Source organism: Desulfobacterales bacterium, assembly GCA_029211065.1.
Taxonomy (GTDB): Bacteria; Desulfobacterota; Desulfobacteria; order Desulfobacterales; family JARGFK01; genus JARGFK01.
On sequence record JARGFK010000090.1, the window covers coordinates 1 to 19745 of the forward strand.

Annotated in this window: 20 protein-coding genes and 1 tRNA gene; 16 read left to right on the forward strand and 5 right to left on the reverse strand. The window is 50.0% G+C overall.

The annotated features are described in order from the left end of the window. Positions 1 to 124 precede the first annotated feature (124 nt). From P1P89_16980 to P1P89_17010, 7 genes are all read left to right on the forward strand, one after another. Positions 125 to 898: an AAA family ATPase gene (locus P1P89_16980; GenBank protein MDF1593212.1), complete on the forward strand. Its 774-nt coding sequence runs from the start codon at positions 125 to 127 to the stop codon at positions 896 to 898. Between the two features lie 28 nt (positions 899 to 926). Then, positions 927 to 1832, forward strand: a complete 906-nt coding sequence (locus P1P89_16985) for a ParB/RepB/Spo0J family partition protein (GenBank protein ID MDF1593213.1) — start codon at positions 927 to 929, stop codon at positions 1830 to 1832. 30 nt (positions 1833 to 1862) lie between these two features. Continuing rightward, positions 1863 to 2384 (forward strand): NYN domain-containing protein, encoded by a 522-nt coding sequence (locus P1P89_16990; protein MDF1593214.1) that lies wholly within the window; start codon positions 1863 to 1865, stop codon positions 2382 to 2384. Between the two features lie 171 nt (positions 2385 to 2555). Continuing rightward, positions 2556 to 3002 carry a DUF3842 family protein gene (locus tag P1P89_16995; GenBank protein MDF1593215.1) on the forward strand — a complete coding sequence of 149 codons (447 nt, stop codon included), beginning with the start codon at positions 2556 to 2558 and terminating at the stop codon, positions 3000 to 3002. Positions 3003 to 3096: 94 nt separating this feature from the next. Continuing rightward, entirely contained in the window at positions 3097 to 3285 is a 189-nt protein-coding gene (locus P1P89_17000; GenBank protein ID MDF1593216.1) for a CooT family nickel-binding protein, read from the forward strand. 109 nt (positions 3286 to 3394) lie between these two features. Then, positions 3395 to 5125, forward strand: a complete 1731-nt coding sequence (ispH, locus tag P1P89_17005; GenBank protein ID MDF1593217.1) for a 4-hydroxy-3-methylbut-2-enyl diphosphate reductase — start codon at positions 3395 to 3397, stop codon at positions 5123 to 5125. 14 nt (positions 5126 to 5139) lie between these two features. After that, positions 5140 to 6834 carry an FAD-dependent oxidoreductase gene (locus P1P89_17010; protein MDF1593218.1) on the forward strand — a complete coding sequence of 565 codons (1695 nt, stop codon included), beginning with the start codon at positions 5140 to 5142 and terminating at the stop codon, positions 6832 to 6834. Positions 6835 to 6843: 9 nt separating this feature from the next. Here P1P89_17010 and plsY read toward each other — a convergent pair whose 3' ends face one another. Next, the gene (gene plsY / locus P1P89_17015; protein ID MDF1593219.1) at positions 6844 to 7476 is read right to left on the reverse strand and encodes a glycerol-3-phosphate 1-O-acyltransferase PlsY; all 633 of its coding nucleotides are present in this window, start codon (positions 7474 to 7476) and stop codon (positions 6844 to 6846) included. Between the two features lie 140 nt (positions 7477 to 7616). Between plsY and P1P89_17020 the strand changes: the two genes are divergently transcribed. Further along, positions 7617 to 7889, forward strand: coding sequence for a Smr/MutS family protein (locus tag P1P89_17020; protein MDF1593220.1), 273 nt, complete (start codon positions 7617 to 7619; stop codon positions 7887 to 7889). Between the two features lie 38 nt (positions 7890 to 7927). Here the strand turns inward: P1P89_17020 and P1P89_17025 are convergent, their stop codons facing one another. Both P1P89_17025 and P1P89_17030 read right to left on the reverse strand, forming a co-directional pair. Then, complete coding sequence (locus P1P89_17025) at positions 7928 to 8215, reverse strand: antibiotic biosynthesis monooxygenase (protein ID MDF1593221.1); 288 nt, start codon at positions 8213 to 8215, stop codon at positions 7928 to 7930. 558 nt (positions 8216 to 8773) lie between these two features. Next, complete coding sequence (locus tag P1P89_17030) at positions 8774 to 9256, reverse strand: hypothetical protein (protein MDF1593222.1); 483 nt, start codon at positions 9254 to 9256, stop codon at positions 8774 to 8776. A 298-nt stretch (positions 9257 to 9554) separates the two neighbouring features. On the opposite strand from P1P89_17030, the gene P1P89_17035 reads away from it, so the two are divergent. Then, positions 9555 to 9869, forward strand: a complete 315-nt coding sequence (locus P1P89_17035; GenBank protein ID MDF1593223.1) for a zf-TFIIB domain-containing protein — start codon at positions 9555 to 9557, stop codon at positions 9867 to 9869. A 168-nt stretch (positions 9870 to 10037) separates the two neighbouring features. Here the strand turns inward: P1P89_17035 and P1P89_17040 are convergent. Continuing rightward, a tRNA-Phe gene (locus tag P1P89_17040) sits at positions 10038 to 10110 on the reverse strand. 37 nt (positions 10111 to 10147) lie between these two features. Beyond that, positions 10148 to 10930, reverse strand: coding sequence for a 16S rRNA (uracil(1498)-N(3))-methyltransferase (locus P1P89_17045; protein MDF1593224.1), 783 nt, complete (start codon positions 10928 to 10930; stop codon positions 10148 to 10150). Between the two features lie 256 nt (positions 10931 to 11186). On the opposite strand from P1P89_17045, the gene P1P89_17050 reads away from it, so the two are divergent. Genes P1P89_17050 through P1P89_17080 form a run of 7 tightly spaced genes read left to right on the forward strand, consistent with a single transcriptional unit; the run spans position 11187 to position 19365 of the window. Beyond that, the gene (locus tag P1P89_17050; GenBank protein ID MDF1593225.1) at positions 11187 to 12017 is read left to right on the forward strand and encodes a helix-turn-helix domain-containing protein; all 831 of its coding nucleotides are present in this window, start codon (positions 11187 to 11189) and stop codon (positions 12015 to 12017) included. Continuing rightward, positions 12001 to 13536 (forward strand): 4Fe-4S binding protein, encoded by a 1536-nt coding sequence (locus tag P1P89_17055; GenBank protein ID MDF1593226.1) that lies wholly within the window; start codon positions 12001 to 12003, stop codon positions 13534 to 13536. Before P1P89_17050 ends, P1P89_17055 begins: the two co-directional genes overlap by 17 nt. A gap of 14 nt (positions 13537 to 13550) precedes the next feature. Continuing rightward, on the forward strand, positions 13551 to 14732 hold the full coding sequence (locus P1P89_17060; GenBank protein ID MDF1593227.1) for an amidohydrolase family protein: 1182 nt from the start codon (positions 13551 to 13553) through the stop codon (positions 14730 to 14732). 49 nt (positions 14733 to 14781) lie between these two features. After that, the gene (locus tag P1P89_17065) at positions 14782 to 15660 is read left to right on the forward strand and encodes a hypothetical protein (GenBank protein MDF1593228.1); all 879 of its coding nucleotides are present in this window, start codon (positions 14782 to 14784) and stop codon (positions 15658 to 15660) included. Between the two features lie 8 nt (positions 15661 to 15668). After that, positions 15669 to 17963: a xanthine dehydrogenase family protein molybdopterin-binding subunit gene (locus P1P89_17070; protein MDF1593229.1), complete on the forward strand. Its 2295-nt coding sequence runs from the start codon at positions 15669 to 15671 to the stop codon at positions 17961 to 17963. A 4-nt stretch (positions 17964 to 17967) separates the two neighbouring features. Then, positions 17968 to 18840, forward strand: a complete 873-nt coding sequence (locus tag P1P89_17075) for an FAD binding domain-containing protein (GenBank protein MDF1593230.1) — start codon at positions 17968 to 17970, stop codon at positions 18838 to 18840. A 36-nt stretch (positions 18841 to 18876) separates the two neighbouring features. Beyond that, on the forward strand, positions 18877 to 19365 hold the full coding sequence (locus P1P89_17080) for a (2Fe-2S)-binding protein (protein MDF1593231.1): 489 nt from the start codon (positions 18877 to 18879) through the stop codon (positions 19363 to 19365). Positions 19366 to 19745: the final 380 nt, after the last annotated feature.

Consider the following 19745-nt stretch of genomic DNA (forward strand, 5'->3'; position numbering starts at 1 on the left):
GAGTGAAATTTTTGTTAAAAAAGTCTCCGCCAATCTAAAATACGTCCGCGCTTAATATTAGGCGGTGGATTTAGGATTCTTAAAGCCTTTTCAAACCTATAGATTTGTGATACAAATTTCGGCTATGGCTAATGTCATTTGCATATCAAATCAGAAAGGCGGCGTTGGGAAAACCACAACGGCGATCAATCTTTCGGCTTCTCTGGCTGTTTCAGAGAAAAGAACGCTGCTGGTGGACTGTGACCCCCAGGCAAATGCTACGACCGGCATCGGTATAGACAAGGCCGGCATTGAAAAAACACTATATCATGCAATGATCGGCGATACCCCGGTTAAAAGTTTGATTGTCGGCAGCAGTATTGAAGCTTTAAAGGTGATACCTTCCCGGGTTGAACTGATTGGTTTTGAAGTCGAAATGATGTCGAAACCGAATCGTGAAAAAATACTAAAGGACCTGATATCCGAACTGAAGGAGTCTTTTGATTATATTATACTGGACTGTCCGCCCTCATTAAGCCTATTAACGCTAAACGCCATGACAGCGGCCGACTATATGCTGATTCCCCTGCAGTGCGAATTTTATGCACTGGAAGGACTGGGACAACTGCTGCAAACCATCAAACGGGTTAAACTCGGACTCAATCCGGACTTGAAAATCATCGGCATCCTGCTGACCATGTTTGACAAGCGGACCAATCTTTCCCATCAGGTTGCCGAAGATGCTGAAAAATATTTCAAAAATCTTGTTTTCAAAACCACCGTTCCCCGCAATGTCCGGTTGGGTGAAGCGCCCAGTTTTGGAAAACCCATTCTGCTTTATGATGCCACTTCCGTTGGGGCGCAAAGCTATTTTGATCTGGCAAATGAAATCATGAATAATTCGGCGAGGGCACTCTAACAGCGATCATTCTTTTTAAAGGAACAGCATGCAGAAAGGCAAAGCATTACAAGGGTCCGATCCTCTGGCAAAAAAGAGAAAAAAACTGGTACTTGGTAAAGGACTGGATGCCCTTATACCTGACTTTGATTTCGAGTCAAAAAGGCCCACCGATTATTTCCACTGTGAGATTGAACTGATTCGGCCCAATCGGTTTCAGCCCCGTCGACGATTTGCCGAAAACGAACTAAATGATTTGAGCCTGTCCATAAAAAATCAGGGCATTCTTCAACCGCTTTTGGTCCGCAAAGACGACAACGGTTATGAACTGATAGCCGGCGAGAGAAGGCTCCGAGCCGCAAAAATGGCTGGTTTAAAGCAGGTGCCGGTGGTTACCAAAAGCATATCTGACAAGGATATGCTTGAACTGACCATTATAGAAAATATCCAACGGGAGGACTTAAATCCTTTGGAAACGGCGGAGGCTTACTTCCAGTTGATTACCGAATTTGAACTGACCCAGGATCAGGCGGCTGAACGGGTCGGTAAAAGCAGGTCGTCGGTTGCAAATTTTTTAAGGCTTCGTCAGTTGCCTGAACAGATCAAATCCAGCATTGCCGAAGGCGCCCTGAGCATGGGGCACGCACGGTCACTATTAGGGGCCCCCACAGCCGCCCTGCAGACCGCTGCCTACCGAATGGTCATTTCCAAAGGATTATCCGTCCGGCAGACCGAGGCGCTGGTTAAACGTTTAAATACCGGAACAAAACAACCCCTCAAACCCCAGCCAAGCACCAAAGACAGGCATCTTTCCGATCTGTCGGATGAGCTTTCGCGTCAGTTCGGCACCAAGGTTCAAATCAAGCAACACGGGAAAAAAGGCAAAGTTGAAATCGAATTTTACAGCGACGAAGATCTTGACCGCCTTTTAGGCCTTTTCAATCTGTCGCCTTAACTTGTCCCCAGGCTGTTTCGCCGAGAAAATATGTCGCTTCATATTATTATAGACGGTTATAATCTTATCCGTCAATCGCCGCAATTAAAGCGCTTGGACCTTGAGGACATACAGCTTGGGCGTCAGATGCTGATCGAGGAGCTGGCTTTCTACAAAAAGAGGAAGCGCCACCGGATAACCGTGGTCTTTGACGGCGCCAATGCACCTGTTTTCACCCAGACGAAAGATCGCATCAATAAAATCGATATTCTGTTTTCCCGCCCCGGCGAATTAGCCGATACCATTATCAAAAGAATGTCCGCAAGAGAGAAGGAGAAAGCGCTGGTTGTCAGCTCTGACCGGGATATAGCCGTTTTTGCAATGTCCCAAGGCGCTGCTGTTATCAGTTCGCTCCATTTTTCCGAAAAGATTGCGCGAACCTCCTCCGCTCCGGATGACAGTTCAGATTCTCTTGATGTTAAAAGCTGGAATCCTTCGACGAAAAAAAAGGGACCCAACCGGCGCCTGCCAAAGCGCGAACGGAAAAACAAAATAAAAACCCGCAAACTTTAGAAAAAGACATATTCTCCTGTTGCCAAAGTCTGCACGGATTGTTAAATTCCTTGTTGGATTCAACTTTTGATTTTATTTTACCGGTATCATTCAGACGGATTGTTAAGGCTTAAGATTCTTCGGAATCATCTAAAATAATTTTTCGACCTGCCGGGAGGCTTTTGATTCTAAATGAAAATAATATGTGTCATTGATGGTCAGGGTGGCGGTATCGGCAGCACGATAATAAAAAACTTATACGGGCTCGACGTTGATAAGTCTGAAATCATTGCCTTGGGGACCAATGCCATTGCCACCACCCAAATGTTGAAAGCAGGAGCCAATCGAGGAGCTTCGGGAGAAAACGCAATAGTCCAAACCGTTCCCAAGGTCGATATCATCATCGGCCCTTTGAGTATCATTGTGGCAAATGCCATGATGGGTGAAATAACCCCTAATATAGCGGAAGCTGTGTCATCCAGCCCGGCTCGGAAATACCTGCTGCCGCTTACCCAGGAGAATATTGAGATTGTCGGCGTGTCAATGCTGCCGTTGCCGCATCTTATCCAAACGTTAACCCAAAAAAGTCTGAAAAGCTTTATAACGGAAAAGGGTTCAAGCAACCATTCCACCGATTGAACCCCATGAATAATTACAACCACATGACATCCTTTGATATCATGTGATAAATCCAACGTGTTTTTTTTATTAAGTCAAACGAGGAGAACCAATCATGTGCGAAGCGAATGCCTACTTGGTAGATGGCGATTCAAACACATTAGTCATGGAGGCTGTTGATTCAGTCGAGCCGGAAGGCGATGGTGTTAAATTAATTAATATATTCGGCGACCAGAAGATTTTAAAGGCTTGCATTTATTCTCTTTCGCTGGTTGACCACAAGGTTTATTTAAAAAAAATGTAACCACTGCTTTCGGTATGGGCCTTGCAGCTCAGGGGTATTGGACATAAAGACGGCCATCGCAACGCCGAAAGCATGCGACTTCCAGACACCTCAACAGAACATTGATTCCATGAAAATCATACTTGCCAAAAGTGCCGGATTCTGTATGGGCGTTCGCAAAGCTGTCGAGCTGGCGCTTGACACCGCCAATAAAAATCCGGGTCCCATTTATACCTTTGGCGACTTAATCCACAATCCCCAGGCAATCGCTCTTTTAGAGGAAAAGGGTATTTCCGTTATCGACCAAATCCCTGAACAAGGCAACGGAACCTTGCTGGTCAGGGCACATGGCGTCCCCCCCGAAACAAAGGAACTGCTTGAAAAGGCCAGCTTTACCGTAAAGGATGCCACCTGCCCAAGGGTGATAAAGGTTCAACTCATTATTCAACGATATGCCAAGCAGGGATATACCGCCATTATTATCGGCGATGAGGATCATCCTGAGGTAGTTGGGCTGTTGGGTTACGCGGAAGGCAAAGGGCTTGCGATTGAAAACCTCCAGGATCTCGAAGCCCTTCCCGAATTTGACAAGGCAATCATTGTTGCCCAGACAACCCAGAATACACTTTTTTTTAGAACCGTCAAACAATGGGCCGCTCGAAAATATCCCCATTACAAAGTATTCAATACCATATGTGATTCCACTGAAAAACGTCAGCGCGAAGTTGCCCGGATGGCTGAATCCGTCGATGCGGTTATCGTGGTCGGCGGTCACCACAGCGGAAATACCCAACGGCTGGCGGAAGTGGCCCGGAGCAAGGGGAAACCCGCCTTTCAAATTGAAACAGAATCGGATCTGGACATACAGGCGCTTGAAAAGTATCGTGTTATCGGGATAACGGCAGGGGCTTCTACGCCCAACTGGATAATAAAAAAGGTGTATCGAACCCTTGAAACGGAACTGACCAAAAAAGGCCAAAAATGGCGCCGCTTCCTGTATAGCGCCCAGCACAACCTTCTGCTGACGAACATTTATGTGGCCATCGGAGCCGGATGTCTCTGCTATGCATCAACAAAACTGATCCGAAGCCCTTTTTCATTTGCCCATATCCTGATCGCCATGCTTTACGTTCTTTCCATGCACATTATCAATAACCTGACCGGTAGAAAATCCGACCGATACAACGATCCGGAAAGAGCCCTGTTCTATAACAAGTACCGGCGAACGCTTGCAGCATTGGCCATCATTGCCGGTGCTTCGGGCCTGGTCAAATCTTATCAGCTGGGGCCGATCCCATTTGTGACAATTCTGGCAATGAGCGTAATGGGTTTGCTCTATAATATCCGGATGGTGCCCGACAGGTTCCCATCAATAAAATTCAGGAGAATCAAAGACATTCCCGGGTCAAAAACAATCCTAATCGCCGTCGCCTGGGGCATTGTAACGGCTGTCCTGCCGGCGCTATCCACGGGTTCCGGCTTGTTTGGAACTGAAATCCCCCTGGTCTTTTTGTGGAGCTCCAGCATGGTTTTCGTCAGAACCGCCTTTTTTGACATCTTGGATATGCAGGGCGATCGGATCGTCGGCAAAGAAACCATTCCAATCCTGATGGGTCAAAAAAATGCCCTGTACATGCTTAAAGCCCTGATTGGGCTGAATCTGGCCACGCTCTTGTTTTCAAGCGCTTTTGGCGTTTTCTCAAACCTTGGTTTTGTTCTGACAATCTGCCCGTTTTTTGCCCTGGCTGTGCTGTTTTCCCATGAAAACAACTTCGTTCCGCCTGGAATAAAACTGGAGTTTCTGGTTGAGACCAATTTTGTTCTGGCAGGGATCATAACATTTTTATGGCTCTCGCTTTAAAGGAAAACAAAAATATGAAACCCAAGAAACTCCTGGTTGTGGGCGGCGTCGCCGGGGGAGCCTCCTGTGCGGCACGGGCACGGAGACTTTCCGAAGAGACTGAAATTATTGTTTTTGAACGCGGCCCCTATGCATCATTTGCCAACTGCGGCCTGCCGTATTACGTCGGCAAAATCATCAAAAAAGAAGAAGACCTGCTGGTAGCAACGCCGGAACTTTTCAGGGACCGCTTCAATATTGATGTTCGCACACACCAGAATGTTCGTCAGGTGTTTCCCGGGCAAAAAGAAATTGAGGTGCAAAGGTTAACCTCCGGTGAGATCTACCGCGAAACATATGATGCCCTGGTGCTTTCTCCCGGGTCGGAACCCATTAAACCCAATTTGGAAGGAATCGGACTGCCGGGCATTTTTACGCTATGGACCATCCCGGACTCCCGCGAAATTATCAGTTGGATAGAATCCAGACCCGTCAAGCATGCGGTGGTGGTGGGCGGTGGTTTTATCGGACTTGAGATGACTGAAAGTCTTACAAGGCTGGGTATTCAAACAACCATCGTTGAAATGCAGCCGCATCTGATGCCTTCGCTGGATCCGGAAATGGCTGCCTTTCTTCATGATCATCTCACAAACAGTGGGGTCACGCTGTGCCTTAATTCAGCTGTCGTTGGATTCAAACCCGATGGAGAAGCGATTTCGGTGTTATTGGCCTCCGGGCAGACACTTTCAACCGATCTGGTGATTCTCTCTGTAGGCGTTCGCCCCCGGACGGAACTGGCAGTGTCGGCCGGCCTGAAAATCGGTGAAACCGGCGGCATCTGGGTCGACGACCAGATGCGAACCAGTGACGAAAACATCTGGGCGGTGGGCGATGCTGTTGAAATCCGGGATGTTGTCCTGAATTTAAAGCGTCTGGTTCCCCTGGCCGGCCCGGCCAACCGGCAGGGCCGCATTGCCGCAGATAATATTTTTGGGGATGGTTCATCGCCGCATCGCTTCAGGGGAAGTCAGGCAACGGCCGTCTGCGGCGTACTGGGTTTAACAGTTGCTTCAACCGGTGTCTCCGAAAAATATTTAAAGCAAATTTCAGAGAAGAATCCGATCTCTGCATATGAAAAAATTTACCTCCACCCTGATCATCATGCCGGATACTACCCCGATGCCAAAACCATCACCATGAAACTGATTTTTTCCAAAACTGACGGCCGCGTACTGGGCGCACAGGCAATCGGCCTGGCAGGTGTTGAAAAGAGAATTGACGTTATCGCAATGGCGATACAAAAAAGCGCGACCGTCTACGATCTTGAGGAGGCAGAACTCTGCTATGCGCCTCAGTTCGGCTCTGCCAAAGATCCTGTCAATCTGGCCGGAATGATTGCAGCCAACGTTCTGCGCGGACATGTATCGGTGGGTCACTGGCAAGACTTACAAAATTCGGAGGGCTTTATACTGGATGTTCGCACACCGCGCGAATACCGGAAAGGCCATCTAACAAACGCCGTAAACGTTCCACTGGATGTGCTCCGTTCGCGCCTGGGGGAACTTCCACAGGACCGAGAAATATGGACCCACTGTTTTGTGGGGCAGCGGTCATATTATGCCGCCCGTATTCTGCAGCAGCATGGTTTTAGGGTACGGAACCTTTCGGGCGGGTTTCTGCTCTATCCGGCGGTGGAAAGATTTAAAAATCTACTGAAACCGGGGCTTTAAAAACCGGCTCTATTTATCATTCCTACCCCAAATGGCCGGTTCTGTTCCGGAAATCAACCGACGGATATTTTCCCTGTGGCGGACATAAATGAATACGGCCATGACACCGGCACAGGCGGTAAAGGTCCCCGCGTTTGTTCCCCACCAGACCGCCGGGACCAAAGCCGCTACTGCGGCAAGCGATCCCACTGAGACCCGGTTCGAAATCCCGGCGGACAGGATAAAAATTATCAGGACAATACCCACGGCGCCGGGTGAAATTATCAGAAAACATCCTGCCGCCGTTGCAACTCCTTTCCCGCCGGTTTTAAACTTTAAAAAAACAGGGTACAAATGCCCCGCAAAAGCGCACAAGGCCACCGCAGACATATAGGTTGCAGTCAGCGATTCAGGATGACCGGTCATTTTGGCGGCAAGCCATACCGGCAGCGCTCCCTTGGACAGATCGCCGACCAGCGTCAGAATTCCCAATCCCAATCCGGCTGTTCTTAAAACATTGGTTGCACCGATGTTTTTACTGCCCGCCTGCCGAACATCAACGGCACCAAACCGACGGGCCAGAATCAACCCCCAGGGTATCGAACCCATCAGGTAAGCCAATACAGCAAGACCTACATATTTAACACTAACGATAAGCTCCATGTCCTTTTCCAGAAATCCTGCATTCAATTCAGATGTAAGCGGTGGATATATGATCCATCATGCGATATGATGACTTTAATTTTATATTACCTCTTTGGGTGAGGCAAGCTTTTAATAACCCCGGATTAAGGAGCATCAACGTGAAACCTGTGGAACTGCCGATTGCGGACATACTGGATCTGCACACCTTTAACCCACGCGAACTATCCGGTCTGCTGGATGATTATTTCAGTGCTTGCATTGAAAAACAAATTTATTCCGTACGTCTGATCCACGGGAAAGGCAAAGGGATACTCAGGAGCAGGGTGCTGGGGATCTTGGGACAGCACCCGCTGGTGCGGTCATCTAAACCCGCACCCCTGGAAGCCGGCGGCTGGGGTGCCACGCTGGTGGAGTTAAAACGGCCGTCGTAATTGAGTGAAAGGGGATGTCCTGCCAAGGTCTTTCTACATCAGGCATAGACATATATGCCATATTCGGTTTGTTCCCCTGTCAAATAATCTATCTGGATCTGTATTTCCAACCGCTGACTGCTGGAGACCCATCGCTTCCAATCCTCTACGGATTCCCAAGTGCTGATTACCATAAATTTGCCGGGGTCATCGTAGTTTTTTAATGTCTCGCCGGAAATATAACCCGGCTGGTTCATACAAATGTTCCTCATCTGTCTGAGAAGCGGGGTCAGCTCTTTTACTTTATGTTCGGGTACATTTCGTCTGATGATAATTTTAGCTGTCATTATTACCCCCTTTGTTGATGAACGCACAAAGACCAAGAATTTAAACACCTTCTAATAAGTTAAACATCCATTAAAGAGGCAACGCTGGTGAATATGACCGATGCCGCCCGATTTCAATACAGGTTCCGCATCACTAGGGGATTGGTGTTTTCAGGTTCCAGAAAGATAAAGTTGTCTGCGCAGAGACATCAGCGGATTGAATGGATTCTATTATACTGTCTGATGGAAAAAAGTCAAGTTCAACAAGAGAGAGGCCATACATAACCGCTCAAGGCGACCACTGCTATCGATCCCACGGAATAATTATTAAACGGATCGGGTATAAGCAACAGGCTGGATTGAAAAAAGAATGGGGTGGTCCAAGGGAAGACCACTTCGCATGAGGAAAAGAATGGAGCCACTGGGTGATTTAGTGACCCTGCGCTTACATTATACATTGCAAATGGCGTTGTCAATAAAAAAAGTGCCACATTGTGATATTAATTACAGAGACCCGGTTAAGCCTTTGCAAGTGTATCGTTTATTAACAAATCATATGGAACAGTGCGGTGCCGCGACTTACCGGTTTATGGGTTTCCACTCCTCAGAAATGATCTGCCAGTTGCCGTTGCTTTTAATTAAATTGATTATCTTTTCACCGATATCCGAGTAATGCGCATCTCGGTAATGCTGGATGAAGCTTGCGCTGGCATGATTGCCCTCAATAACAACCCACAAGTCGCTCACCTTGAGGGAAGGACTTCCGGGTCTTTTAAAAATCCGGGCCTTCTTGTCCTGCCAGCCGGCGTAATCAACCCCTCCTGAACGAAAAGTTCGGCTGTAATACGACATATAACGGTCAATATTCTTTTCCTGCCAGCTGTCCGCCCAATCCGAGATAAACGCCCTGACTGTATTTATCGCTTCGATGTTTTTATCTTTCCAGGCCGAATCGGTTTTATTGGCCGTTGCTTGAAAATCATTAGAATCCGCCGCCAGAGTAAATGGTACAGTTACCAGTAAGGCCGCTGCCAACAGCAATGTAACGATGACTGTTCTCATTTTTTAGGCTCCTTTGAACATCCTCTAAAAACATAAAAATCCATAAATTGTTTGATTTCTTTAAGTATCTAGACCTTCCAATAATTGTCAAGGGTCAATTCATAAATTTTACATGCATCGTGTCCGTCTATCCCTGTGGGAAAAAACAGAAATATTGAAAAACGCCTTTCTCGATAAAAAACTCGGACAAATCCATAAGATCTCTTAAAAATTATTCATGACTTGACTTGACAGCGGGTCGTGTTTTACTTACATTTACTTAAAAAAAACAATGTGTTGATTTATAGGAGGATAAAATATGTCTACAGAAAAACCGGTCAGCAAGGAAGAAGAATTTTTCTTAAAGATGAATCAGGAAAAAATAAGTAAATTGCGAACTGAAATGGACCAAAAGCGATCAGAAGATGAAAAGAGTCTGCGCAAGCAAGTTCATTGGATGAAATGCCCCAAGTGCGGCTCTGACTTAAAAGAGATCCATCACCAGAACGTGATCATTGACTCGTGTATGGAATGCAAGGGCGTCTGGCTGGACAGCGGTGAGTTGAACATCTTAATTGAAGGCCAGGCCCGTTTTACAAAGGGTCTGTTTGGTAAAATTTTCGGCCAAAAATAGCGCCGGCTGCTTTTCGGTAACCTCCTTAAGCGTTCAGTGCTTAATAGACAAAGCCAGAGGCGCTGAAAGTTTATTCAACCATTTCCTTTGCCGGTATATGTTGCTACCGGCCGCCATTAAATAAAAAAGGAGTTGCGACTCACTGCAACTCCTTTTTTTGTAATTGAGTGCCGAGGGACAGAATTGAACTGCCGACACGCGGATTTTCAGTCCGCTGCTCTACCGACTGAGCTACCTCGGCACAAACCGGCATCCTTAAAAACAGAGTGAGATTGTTATTAAAAGCCTTTCTGTTTGTCAAGATTTTTTTGGCCTAAATCACCAAAAAGGTACTGAATGAGGGCGCAGGCGGTCACCGTTGCCGTTTCTGCTTTTAAAATTCTGGGGCCAAGTGAGATGCTCTGAAATCCGCAGGCCTCGGCCTGCTGGACTTCCTGTGTTGCAAAACCACCCTCAGGTCCCATAATGAGAAAGATGTCCCGGACGATCCTACCCGGCTGCGGCGTTTCAACCAATGATTGCAAAGGCTGTTTTTCGCTTTCCCAGAAAATAATTTTTAAATCACTGGTTTGAGCCCTCTCCAGAACCGCTTCGTAATTCTCCATTGGGCCAATTTGCGGCACTCGCCCCCGCCGACACTGCTTCAGGGATTCCTGGGCAATTTTCTGCCAGCGCTGCCTGCGGCCCTCAAGACGCTTATTATCCGGCTTGGGAATCGACCTCCTTGAAATAAATGGGCGCCAGGCCGTAATGCCCAGTTCGGTCAGTTGCCTGACCAACATATCCATTTTATTGTCTTTTAGATAAGCTTGAGCTACCGTAATATCGACCGGAGATTCGGCTGTAAAGGGGCACTTGCCGAGCAGATCGACCTTCACCTGTTTTTCTAAAAATAGAGTGATTCTGGCCGAATAGACCACGCCGGTTCCGTCAAAAAGCGCTATTTCATCCCCGGGCTTAAGCCTCAACACGGTTTTAATGTGCCGGGCGTCGGGTCCTGAAATGAGGGCCGTTGAACCGGTCAGATTAGATGTTTCAACAAAAAACCGTCGCGTTTCCAAGATAACCTCTGTGTCCCTTGCCATAACCGTGTAGCTTGTAGGCTGTATCTCTCACTTATGGTGTACTAAAATGTTTGCTTATTAATGTCAACCGCTCAAATCTGGTAACGGATTTTCTGCCGGGTTGTCCGATCCGATCCCCTTTATGCCAAAACCATATTCCATCCGGTTGCTTAGAATAAAAAAGAGTTGAAAAGTTAAATTTTTTTCTGAAAAAGCCTTGACATTTAACTTCCACGGGTAGATATAAAATTGAATGACAGCAGCAAACCAGTCAGCCATGTCGTTGATTCAACAATTCGGCATATCACCCCAGGAAGCCAAGGCATACTTCGCTCTTCTTGAGAAGGATAATGTTACCGGTTATACCTTGAGTAAAAACGCCGGTATTCATTCATCTAAAATTTACGGTATCTTAAGCCGGCTGTTGGAACGGCAGTTCATTATCGCCACAGATACGCACCCGGTCAAATATGTTCCCCGGAAACCCGACGACATCCTGTCCACTATAAAAAAAGAATTTGATGATTCCCTAAAAGCGCTCAGCACTGACATGAATCGAATATACAACAACCAGGCCAAAAGGGAATTCGTTACCTGGAACATCACCAAACGGACCGACGTGTTTCGCAAAGTTCGCGAACTGATCGACCAGGCAACGGATACGATTTTTTTAGCAACCTGGTCCAAGGAACTGCGACCGATCCGGCAGCCCCTCGAAAAGGCCCTTCAAAGAGGCGTGAAGTTAAACACGGTTGTCTATGGCACGACCAATTTTAAGCTGAAAACCGTCTACCAGCATCAGCCCTCCGACTATCCCCTGCGGGAAATGGGCCTGCGGCGATTTGTATTTGCAGCAGACAGCAACCGGGCCGCCATAGCCAATTTCAGTAATGACAACAGCGGCAGCGGGCTTTGGACCGATAATACCGGACTGGTCATGCTGTTTCGGGATTTTATCATTCACGAAATCTATATCATTAAAATACAAGAGGCGCTCCCCAGCCAAGTTCAGCAGCTTTTTGGAACCGGTTGGGAAAAGATCAGACAGTTCAATGAAAGGACCTTAGATGCAATTAGACCGTGATCTTTGCACCGGCTGTAAAATTTGCTCCCAGGAATGTTCAGTTCATGCCATCGAAATGGAAAGCAACCTGCCCCGGTTCGGAGAGAACTGCGTCCGCTGCGGACTGTGCGTGACCATCTGCCCGGCAAAGGCCTTATTGCTTCCAACCGAGGAACGGGCCCGTGAAATTCGCTGTGACCACTGCCCGGTGGGTTGTCAGATACCGGTGGGATATTTGGGCGCCTGCCAACGTTACCGCAACGAACGGAACACACTCAAACCCGCCCGGCCCCTGGTTCTGCCGCTATCCAAAGCGCTTAAAGACCGCTATCGCCAAACCCTGATCAGTCAGCCGCTGATTACGGCCATCGGCGCCGGCAGCACTTATCCGGACTATATTCCCGCACCGTATGCCGCCCAAAAAAAAGTGGGCGACGTGGATGTCGTCACCGTGGTCAGCGAATCCCCCCTGACATATTCCAGTATCATGGTAAAAATCGATACCGACCGGTTTATCGGCGATGAAACGGCAACTGTAAAATACCGCGGGGCCGCCGTCGGCCATGTCACCACCGAACAATATGGCTCCAAAATGATCAGCATCGGCGGCGTCAATATCATGAAAACCAAAAGCCGTTTAAAAACCACCCGGCTCATTGTCGACATTGCCAACAATGAGCCTTTCACGCTCAAGGTTCACAAAGGCGCCAGACTGGAGCTCCAGGTGGGGCATCCCCCCGTTATCGACAAAATAGCCGCCGATGCCATGAAAATTGCCTGTGGCGCCGGCATCATGGGCATCTTTGGGTTGAAATTAAAAGACCTGGCGGATGAGATAATCATCCTGGATTCAGACATTACCGGTTTATTTTCTGAAAGCCATGTGGGCCATATCCTGGGCTTTAAACCAAGCGGCATTAAGCCCCCCGGCAGATATTCAACACCGGGACGATATTTCGGTGATATCGGCAACGGGTGGGGGGGAACGAATATTACGGACCCCCTTCAGGCTTTCAGCATAACCGATCCGGATAAAGTATGGGACGGTATGAAAGTGCTGATTCTGGAAGTCACCGGCCGGCACTCCGCGCTGCTCCAGGCCGATCAAAACAAGCAGTTTCATCCCCTTGCCGTTCCCCCGACGGTGGAAGAAATCAAGGGCCTGATACAGAAAAATAAGGAAAATTCTCTAACTTCTGCCGTTTACATGGGCGGCTGCGGCGGCAGCGCACGCGCCGGGATTACCGCCTATCCGATAAAGCTGAACCAGGCGGTTCACAACGGGGATGTTCGGCTGACCGTCGGCGGCGTTCCCGCATATGTCATGCCGGGCGGCGGCATTAATTTTCTGGTGGATGTTGCCAAAATGCGCTGGCGCCCATTTTCCTGGACACCTTCGCCGGCTGTTGTCGTTCCGTTGGAATACACCATGGAGAAAGAAACCTATTTCCGCCTGGGGGGGCATCAACAAAACTTAACAACGCTTGAAGATCTTCTGCAGGAACGCGAAACTCGACCCTGGGATGAAATAAATAGTTAAAGTGGAGGCATGCGGTGGCATCGGTACTCATTTATAATATCGGCACACTCATTACCGGCGACATCAAAAATCCGGTCAGTCCGGCCGATTCGATTTATATTGAAGACGGCCTTTTCAGAGAAATCGGAACGGAACGCACCCAGGCCGATACCATTATCAACGCCCGGAAAAACATGGTCACCCCCGGACTGATTGACTCCCATGTCCACCTTTCCATCGGAGATTTTACGCCGGTTCAAAACGCAACCAACTGGATCAGCAATTATTTGCACGGCGGGACCACCCGCATGGTATCAGCCGGAGAACTTCATCTGCCCGGCCTCCCCATAGACGATCCGGACCCGGTTGTTTTCAGATCCCTGGCCATTGTCACCCGGGCCTGTTATGACCGCTACCGGCCCGGAGGGGTAAAAGTGGAAGCCGGAACGCTGCTGCTGGTTCCGGGATTAACGGAGTCCGATTTTGAGGCTGTTGCAGCTGCCGGCAGCAAATGCGTCAAATTCATCTTTTATCCTTACGGTGACGATCCTGGAGAAACCGCCAATTACACCTCCTGGGCCCGCCAAAAAAAATTAAAGATCAAAATTCATGCGGGCGGCGTCTCCCGTTCCGGTGTCAGCCGTGCGGCAGATGCAGGCGTTATTTTAGAAATTCAACCGGATATCATCGGCCACATAACCGGCGGCCCGATCCCTTTGTCTTTGAATGATATGGAAACGGTTGTCAGAAAGACAAACGCCTTTCTTGAAATCGTTTACAACGGCAATAATGCCTACACCGTTAAACTGTTGCAGATGGTATCCGAGCGCAATGAGCTCGGCCGCATCATTTTAGGAACCGATACCCCCAGCGGTGCAGGTGTGACCCCGCGGGGAATGCTGCGCATCATGGCGGTAGTCGCTTCTGCTGATGGGGTAAAACCTGAAGAGGCCATTTGCATGGCCACAGGCGGGCCGGCGCGGGCGCACCATCTGGACTCCGGGGTTATTCAAATCGACAAACCGGCTGATCTGATTATTCTTGGTAAAATACAGGGCTCTCCCGGTGAAAACCCTTTGGCGGCGCTGAAAGAAGGTAACCTGTTGGGAATTTCAATGGCGCTGATTGACGGCCGGATCGTGATCCGTAACCGCAGCCAGCAGACGCCGCCGCCGGAGATTTGCGCCACGGTCGAATCCGAAAAGATTAAAAATTGAACCGGCGCCTTGCGGATTTACCAACACGTCTTTAAAAGGATGACCGATTTTGCCAGAGGGATATCATATAATCGCACCGGGCAGTGTTCTGGTTGACCACGGGCCGGTTCACATGACCATTTCCGCCTGGCGCAACCGCTTGCCGGCGGAAGACCCGGCCGTGGCCGGTGCAAAAAAAGCGCTGCGCCTACTACAGGTGCTGTCGGAACATTTACCAATCGCCCGGAAACCGATAGCGCAATTAACCGCAATCAATCTGCCGCATCTGCCGCAAGTACTGGAGCGCATGATCCATGCTGCAGCCCTGCTAAACCAGGGCGACGTCACCCCCATGGCGGCTGTGGCCGGCGCATTTTCAGACATGGTAAAAGAAAACGTCATTTCCGAAGGCGCCGACAGGGTCATTGTAAACAACGGCGGTGACATCGCCTTCTGCCGCGGCAAGTCCAAACAGCCTGTCCGGATCGGATTGGTGGCGGATCTGGCCCGCGGGAATGTTACGCATGTGGTCGACCTGCCCGACAGCAGCGGCCTTTCTTATATAGAAGGGGTTGCCACCAGCGGTTTCGGCGGCCGCAGCCTGACAAAGGGGATTGCTTCGGCTGTTACGTGTTTTGCCAAAAGCAGTGCCTTGGCCGATGCCGCTGCCACGGCCGTAGCCAATGCAGCAACCTGTGACCATCCCGGAATCGAACGCTGTTCGGCTGAAATGATAGACGCGCTGACCGACATTCAGGGGCATCTGGTCACCTGCCGTATCGGCGGGTTAAGCCCGCAAGCTGTTTCCCGGGCGGTGGCGGGCGCTAGGGAACACGCCCGACTGCTGTACGACCAGGAAATGATTGCCGCTGCGATTGTTTTTATTCAAAACCAGGTCGGCATATGGCCGCCGAAATTTGCCCGCTTGGTTCAGGCTTGCCCAAAATGAGGTAGAAAATGGAAAACACTCACGCCGTGCTCGGTCGCCCCATAAGGTTTGTTGACGGTTTGGAAAAAGTCAAAGGCCAGGCCCGGTATCTGGATGATATCATCCTGCCGGGAATGCTGTATGCCCGGATCCTGCGATCACCCCACGCCCATGCCCGTATCATAAAAATCGATATTTCCGGGGCCGCTGCATTGCCCGGCGTAAAGGCCGTCTTAACGGGGGCGGAGTGTCCTGCAAACCGCTTCGGCTGCGATGTGCCGGACACCACCATCCTGCCCACGGATAAGGTCCGTTATGCCGGCGAAGAAGTCGCTGCAGTTGCCGCCGTCAGCCCTAAAATTGCCAGAAAGGCCCTGGATTTAATTAAAGTCGAATACGAACCGCTGCCCGCCGTCTTCGATCCGGAATCGGCCATAAAAGTGGATGCCCCCCTGGTCCATGCCGATAAACCGGGCAATATCGCCAAAGGCTACCGGATTGAACGTGGAAACTATGAGCGTGAACTGGCGCGCTGCGATCATGTCTTTAGAGAAGAATTCACGACCCCACGGGTGCTGCCCTGTTATCTGGAGCCCTTCGGTGTTATTGCAAACTGGGAGCCGGATGGCCGTTTAAGTATTTATAGCGGCATCCAGGCCGCGTTTCAGGCCCGCTCTGAAATCGCAAAGGCCCTGGGAACCAGCCCCAGTCAAATCAGCATTAAGGTTCCCACCATCGGCGGCGCCTTCGGCGGCAAAATATGGATCCGCAATTTTCATCCCCTCATTGCCCTTTTGGCCAAAAAAGCAAAGCGCCCGGTCAAGTACGTCATGACCCGGCAGGAAGAATTCATTGCCTCCCGTCCGCGGGTCTCTGCTCGCATCAAAGTTACGCTGGGAATGATGAAGGACGGGACGATGATCTGCAAAGCGATGCAGATTTTGGCGGATAACGGGGCCTATTCCTGGGCTGCACCCAAGGTAACCCTGAACATGTCCATGCGGACCGATTGTCTGTACCGCTTTAAAGCCACCCGGACCGAATCCTGTTTGGCCTACACCAACAAAACGCCCACCAGCGGGTTTAGAGGTTACGGCAACTCCCAGTCGCACTTTGCCCTTGAATCCATGATCAACATCTGTTCACGCAAACTGGGGCTCGACCCGCTTCAGGTCCGGCTGAAAAACGCGTCCCGCCAGGGCGACACCACCCTGCACGGCTGGCAGCTGCGCAGCTGCGGCTTGGGAGAATGTCTGGAAAAGGCGGCTGCTGCCATCACCAAAGACCGTCAGCCAAAAACAGGTAACGGCGGGCGCATCAAACGCGGCATCGGCATCGCCTGCATGAATCATGTGTCCGGCAATCGCGCCGGCAATAATTTTGACGGTTCATCCTCCATGGTCCGTTTTCAAGAAGACGGCAAGCTGGTGGTCTATCATGGCGAAAGTGATATGGGACAAGGCGCCCGAACCATCTTTGCCATGATAGCAGCCGAAACCTTGGGCATTTCCGTTGAAGACGTCATCGTCATGCCCCTGGATACCGATGTCAGCCCCTTTTGCTTCGGGTCTTATTCCAGCCGGGTGACCACTGTCGGCGGCAAAGCGGTTTACCTGGCATCGCTGAAAGTCAAAGAGCAGTTGCTGGATCTGGCCGGCAATTTAATGGATGTTCCCCCCGAACTTCTTGAGATCAAAAACGGTACGGTGTTGATCAAATCCGATCCCGATCGAAAACTGTCGGTGGCCAAGCTTTGTCAAAACGCCATTCGGTCCAAAACAACCCAAGCGCTGACCGCTTGCGTAGCCTACGATCCCCCCACCCAGGGAGCGGATGATAAATTCTACGGCGACTATTCCAGTGCTTATACCTATGCCGCCCAGGCTGTAGAGGTTGAAGTGGACACCCAAACCGGCCAGGTCAGGGTATTGCGGGTTGCCGCCGCCCATGATGTCGGCCGCGTCATCAATCCCAATGGGGTCCGCGGCCAAGTCTTCGGCGGCATCGCCCAGGGAGCCGGCTGGGCCCTTTATGAAAACATCGTTTATGAAAACGGCGACCTCAAAACCACGAGCCTGCGAAATTACAACCTGATCACCATCCGCGACATGCCGCTCGTTACACCGATTTTTGTTGAAACCAATGACCCGGTGGGGCCCTATGGTGCAAAGGGTGTGGGCGAACCGACCCTGATCCCCATGGCGCCGGCCATTGCAAATGCCATTGAAGATGCCGTCGGCGTGCGCATAAAAAAGCTGCCCATAACGGCCGAGGACGTGTTCGCAGCCCTCTACCCGGAATGCGGTATCAACTCCGTGAGGTAATCCCATGAGCATCGAACAGTATCTGATCCCTGAAAGCATTGATGAATGCCTGGCCCTGCTGAACCGCTTTAGAGGACGCGTCATGCTCATCGCCGGCGGTACCGACCTGATGCCAAAACTGGCGCAAAAAAAACTTAAACCAACCGTCCTGGTGGATGTCACCGGCATTGAAAACTTCTGCGATCTGTTCGAAACCCAGACCGATCTGGTTGTCGGTGCCGGAACCACCCATGCCCAGGTTGCTGGAAACGAAACCCTATCCCAAACCTGGCCGGCCCTAACCAGGGCCTGCGGAAGTATCGGTTCCCCCCAGATTCGCAATATCGCAACATTAACCGGAAACATTGTCACGGCCATGCCGGGGGCGGACGCGGCCGTAGCCCTTGTGGCTTTAGATGCCAGCGTGGAAATCGCCTCGCCGGAGGGGAAACGCTCGGCGGCGGTTGAAGATCTCTATGCCGGGGTGGGCCAAAGCAAAATCGACAGCAGCCGGGAGATTATCACCGCCATCAAAATTCCCAGACCGCAAAAGAAACACGGCAATGCTTACGGCCGCATTTCACCGCGCAATTCATTTTGTTTTCCCATCGTCAACGCAGCCGCTGCGCTGACCTGTGAAAATGAGACAATCATTTCCGCTCGCTTAGCGATAGGTCCGGTGGCGGACAGACCTTTTCGTCCCCAACAGGCCGAAGTTGTTTTAAGAGGCGCTGCGCTGGGCGATTTAAAAGCCATCGACGAAGCCGCCATATTGGCCAGCCGGGAAGCCAATCCCAGAAGCAGCTGCCTGAGGGGTTGTGCCGATTATCGCCGCGAATTATTAAAAGTGCTTGTTAAACAGGTAATCATGGACGCAAGCGAAAGGCTTGCATGTTAGTCCGGGTCCCGCCAATAAGAAAGATGAGGAACCGTTATGACGCAGAGAACCATCAAACATAATCTGAGTTTCACGCTCAACGGCGAAATTACACTTGTTGAGGTTGAGGCGGATGACCGCCTGATCGACGTGCTACGGGATCGTTTATTGCTGACGGGAACCAAACAGGGCTGCGGTGATGGTGAGTGCGGCGCCTGTACGGTTCTGCTCAATGGGATACCGGTGAATTCATGCCTGGTCCCGGCCATGAAAGCACAGGGCAAAAGCGTCATCACCATTGAAGGTTTGGCCCGGGGGGATACCCTTCACCCCCTCCAGGAATCCTTTCTTGAGGCCGGCGCCGTCCAGTGCGGCTTTTGCACCCCCGGCATGATCCTTTCCGCCAAAGCCTTGCTGGATCATAAAAAAAATCCCGCAGATGAAGATATCAAACTGGCGTTGAGCGGCAATATTTGCCGCTGCACCGGTTATGTTCAGATCATTGAGGCGGTAAAAATAGCGGCTACAAAATTAAACGGTTCATAGCATTTACAAACTTTTCTCGATTACTATAGCGATTGCCAAAAATATGTTCCGATAGGATACCTTCTAAGTAGATTTTACGACAGCCGCCGGATGATTTTGTTTCAGTCGGCAAACTGTTTGAGTAAATTAGAGCGCGTTCAATTGAACCCGATGAGATCGCCGCAATTGTTTCAAATATTGATTCCCTCCAATTGTACATAATATCCAGGACAGGTTCAATTGTTACGCGCTGTTATTTGCAAGTTTTTGCCGATTGAAACGGAATTATCCGGCGGCTGAAAAGGAATGAAGTTTTGACAACTAAAATTGCGTCGTGCCATGGTACGTCCTGGACGGGACCAATTGACTGGAGCCATTGAAATTGATGAAACTTATGTCGG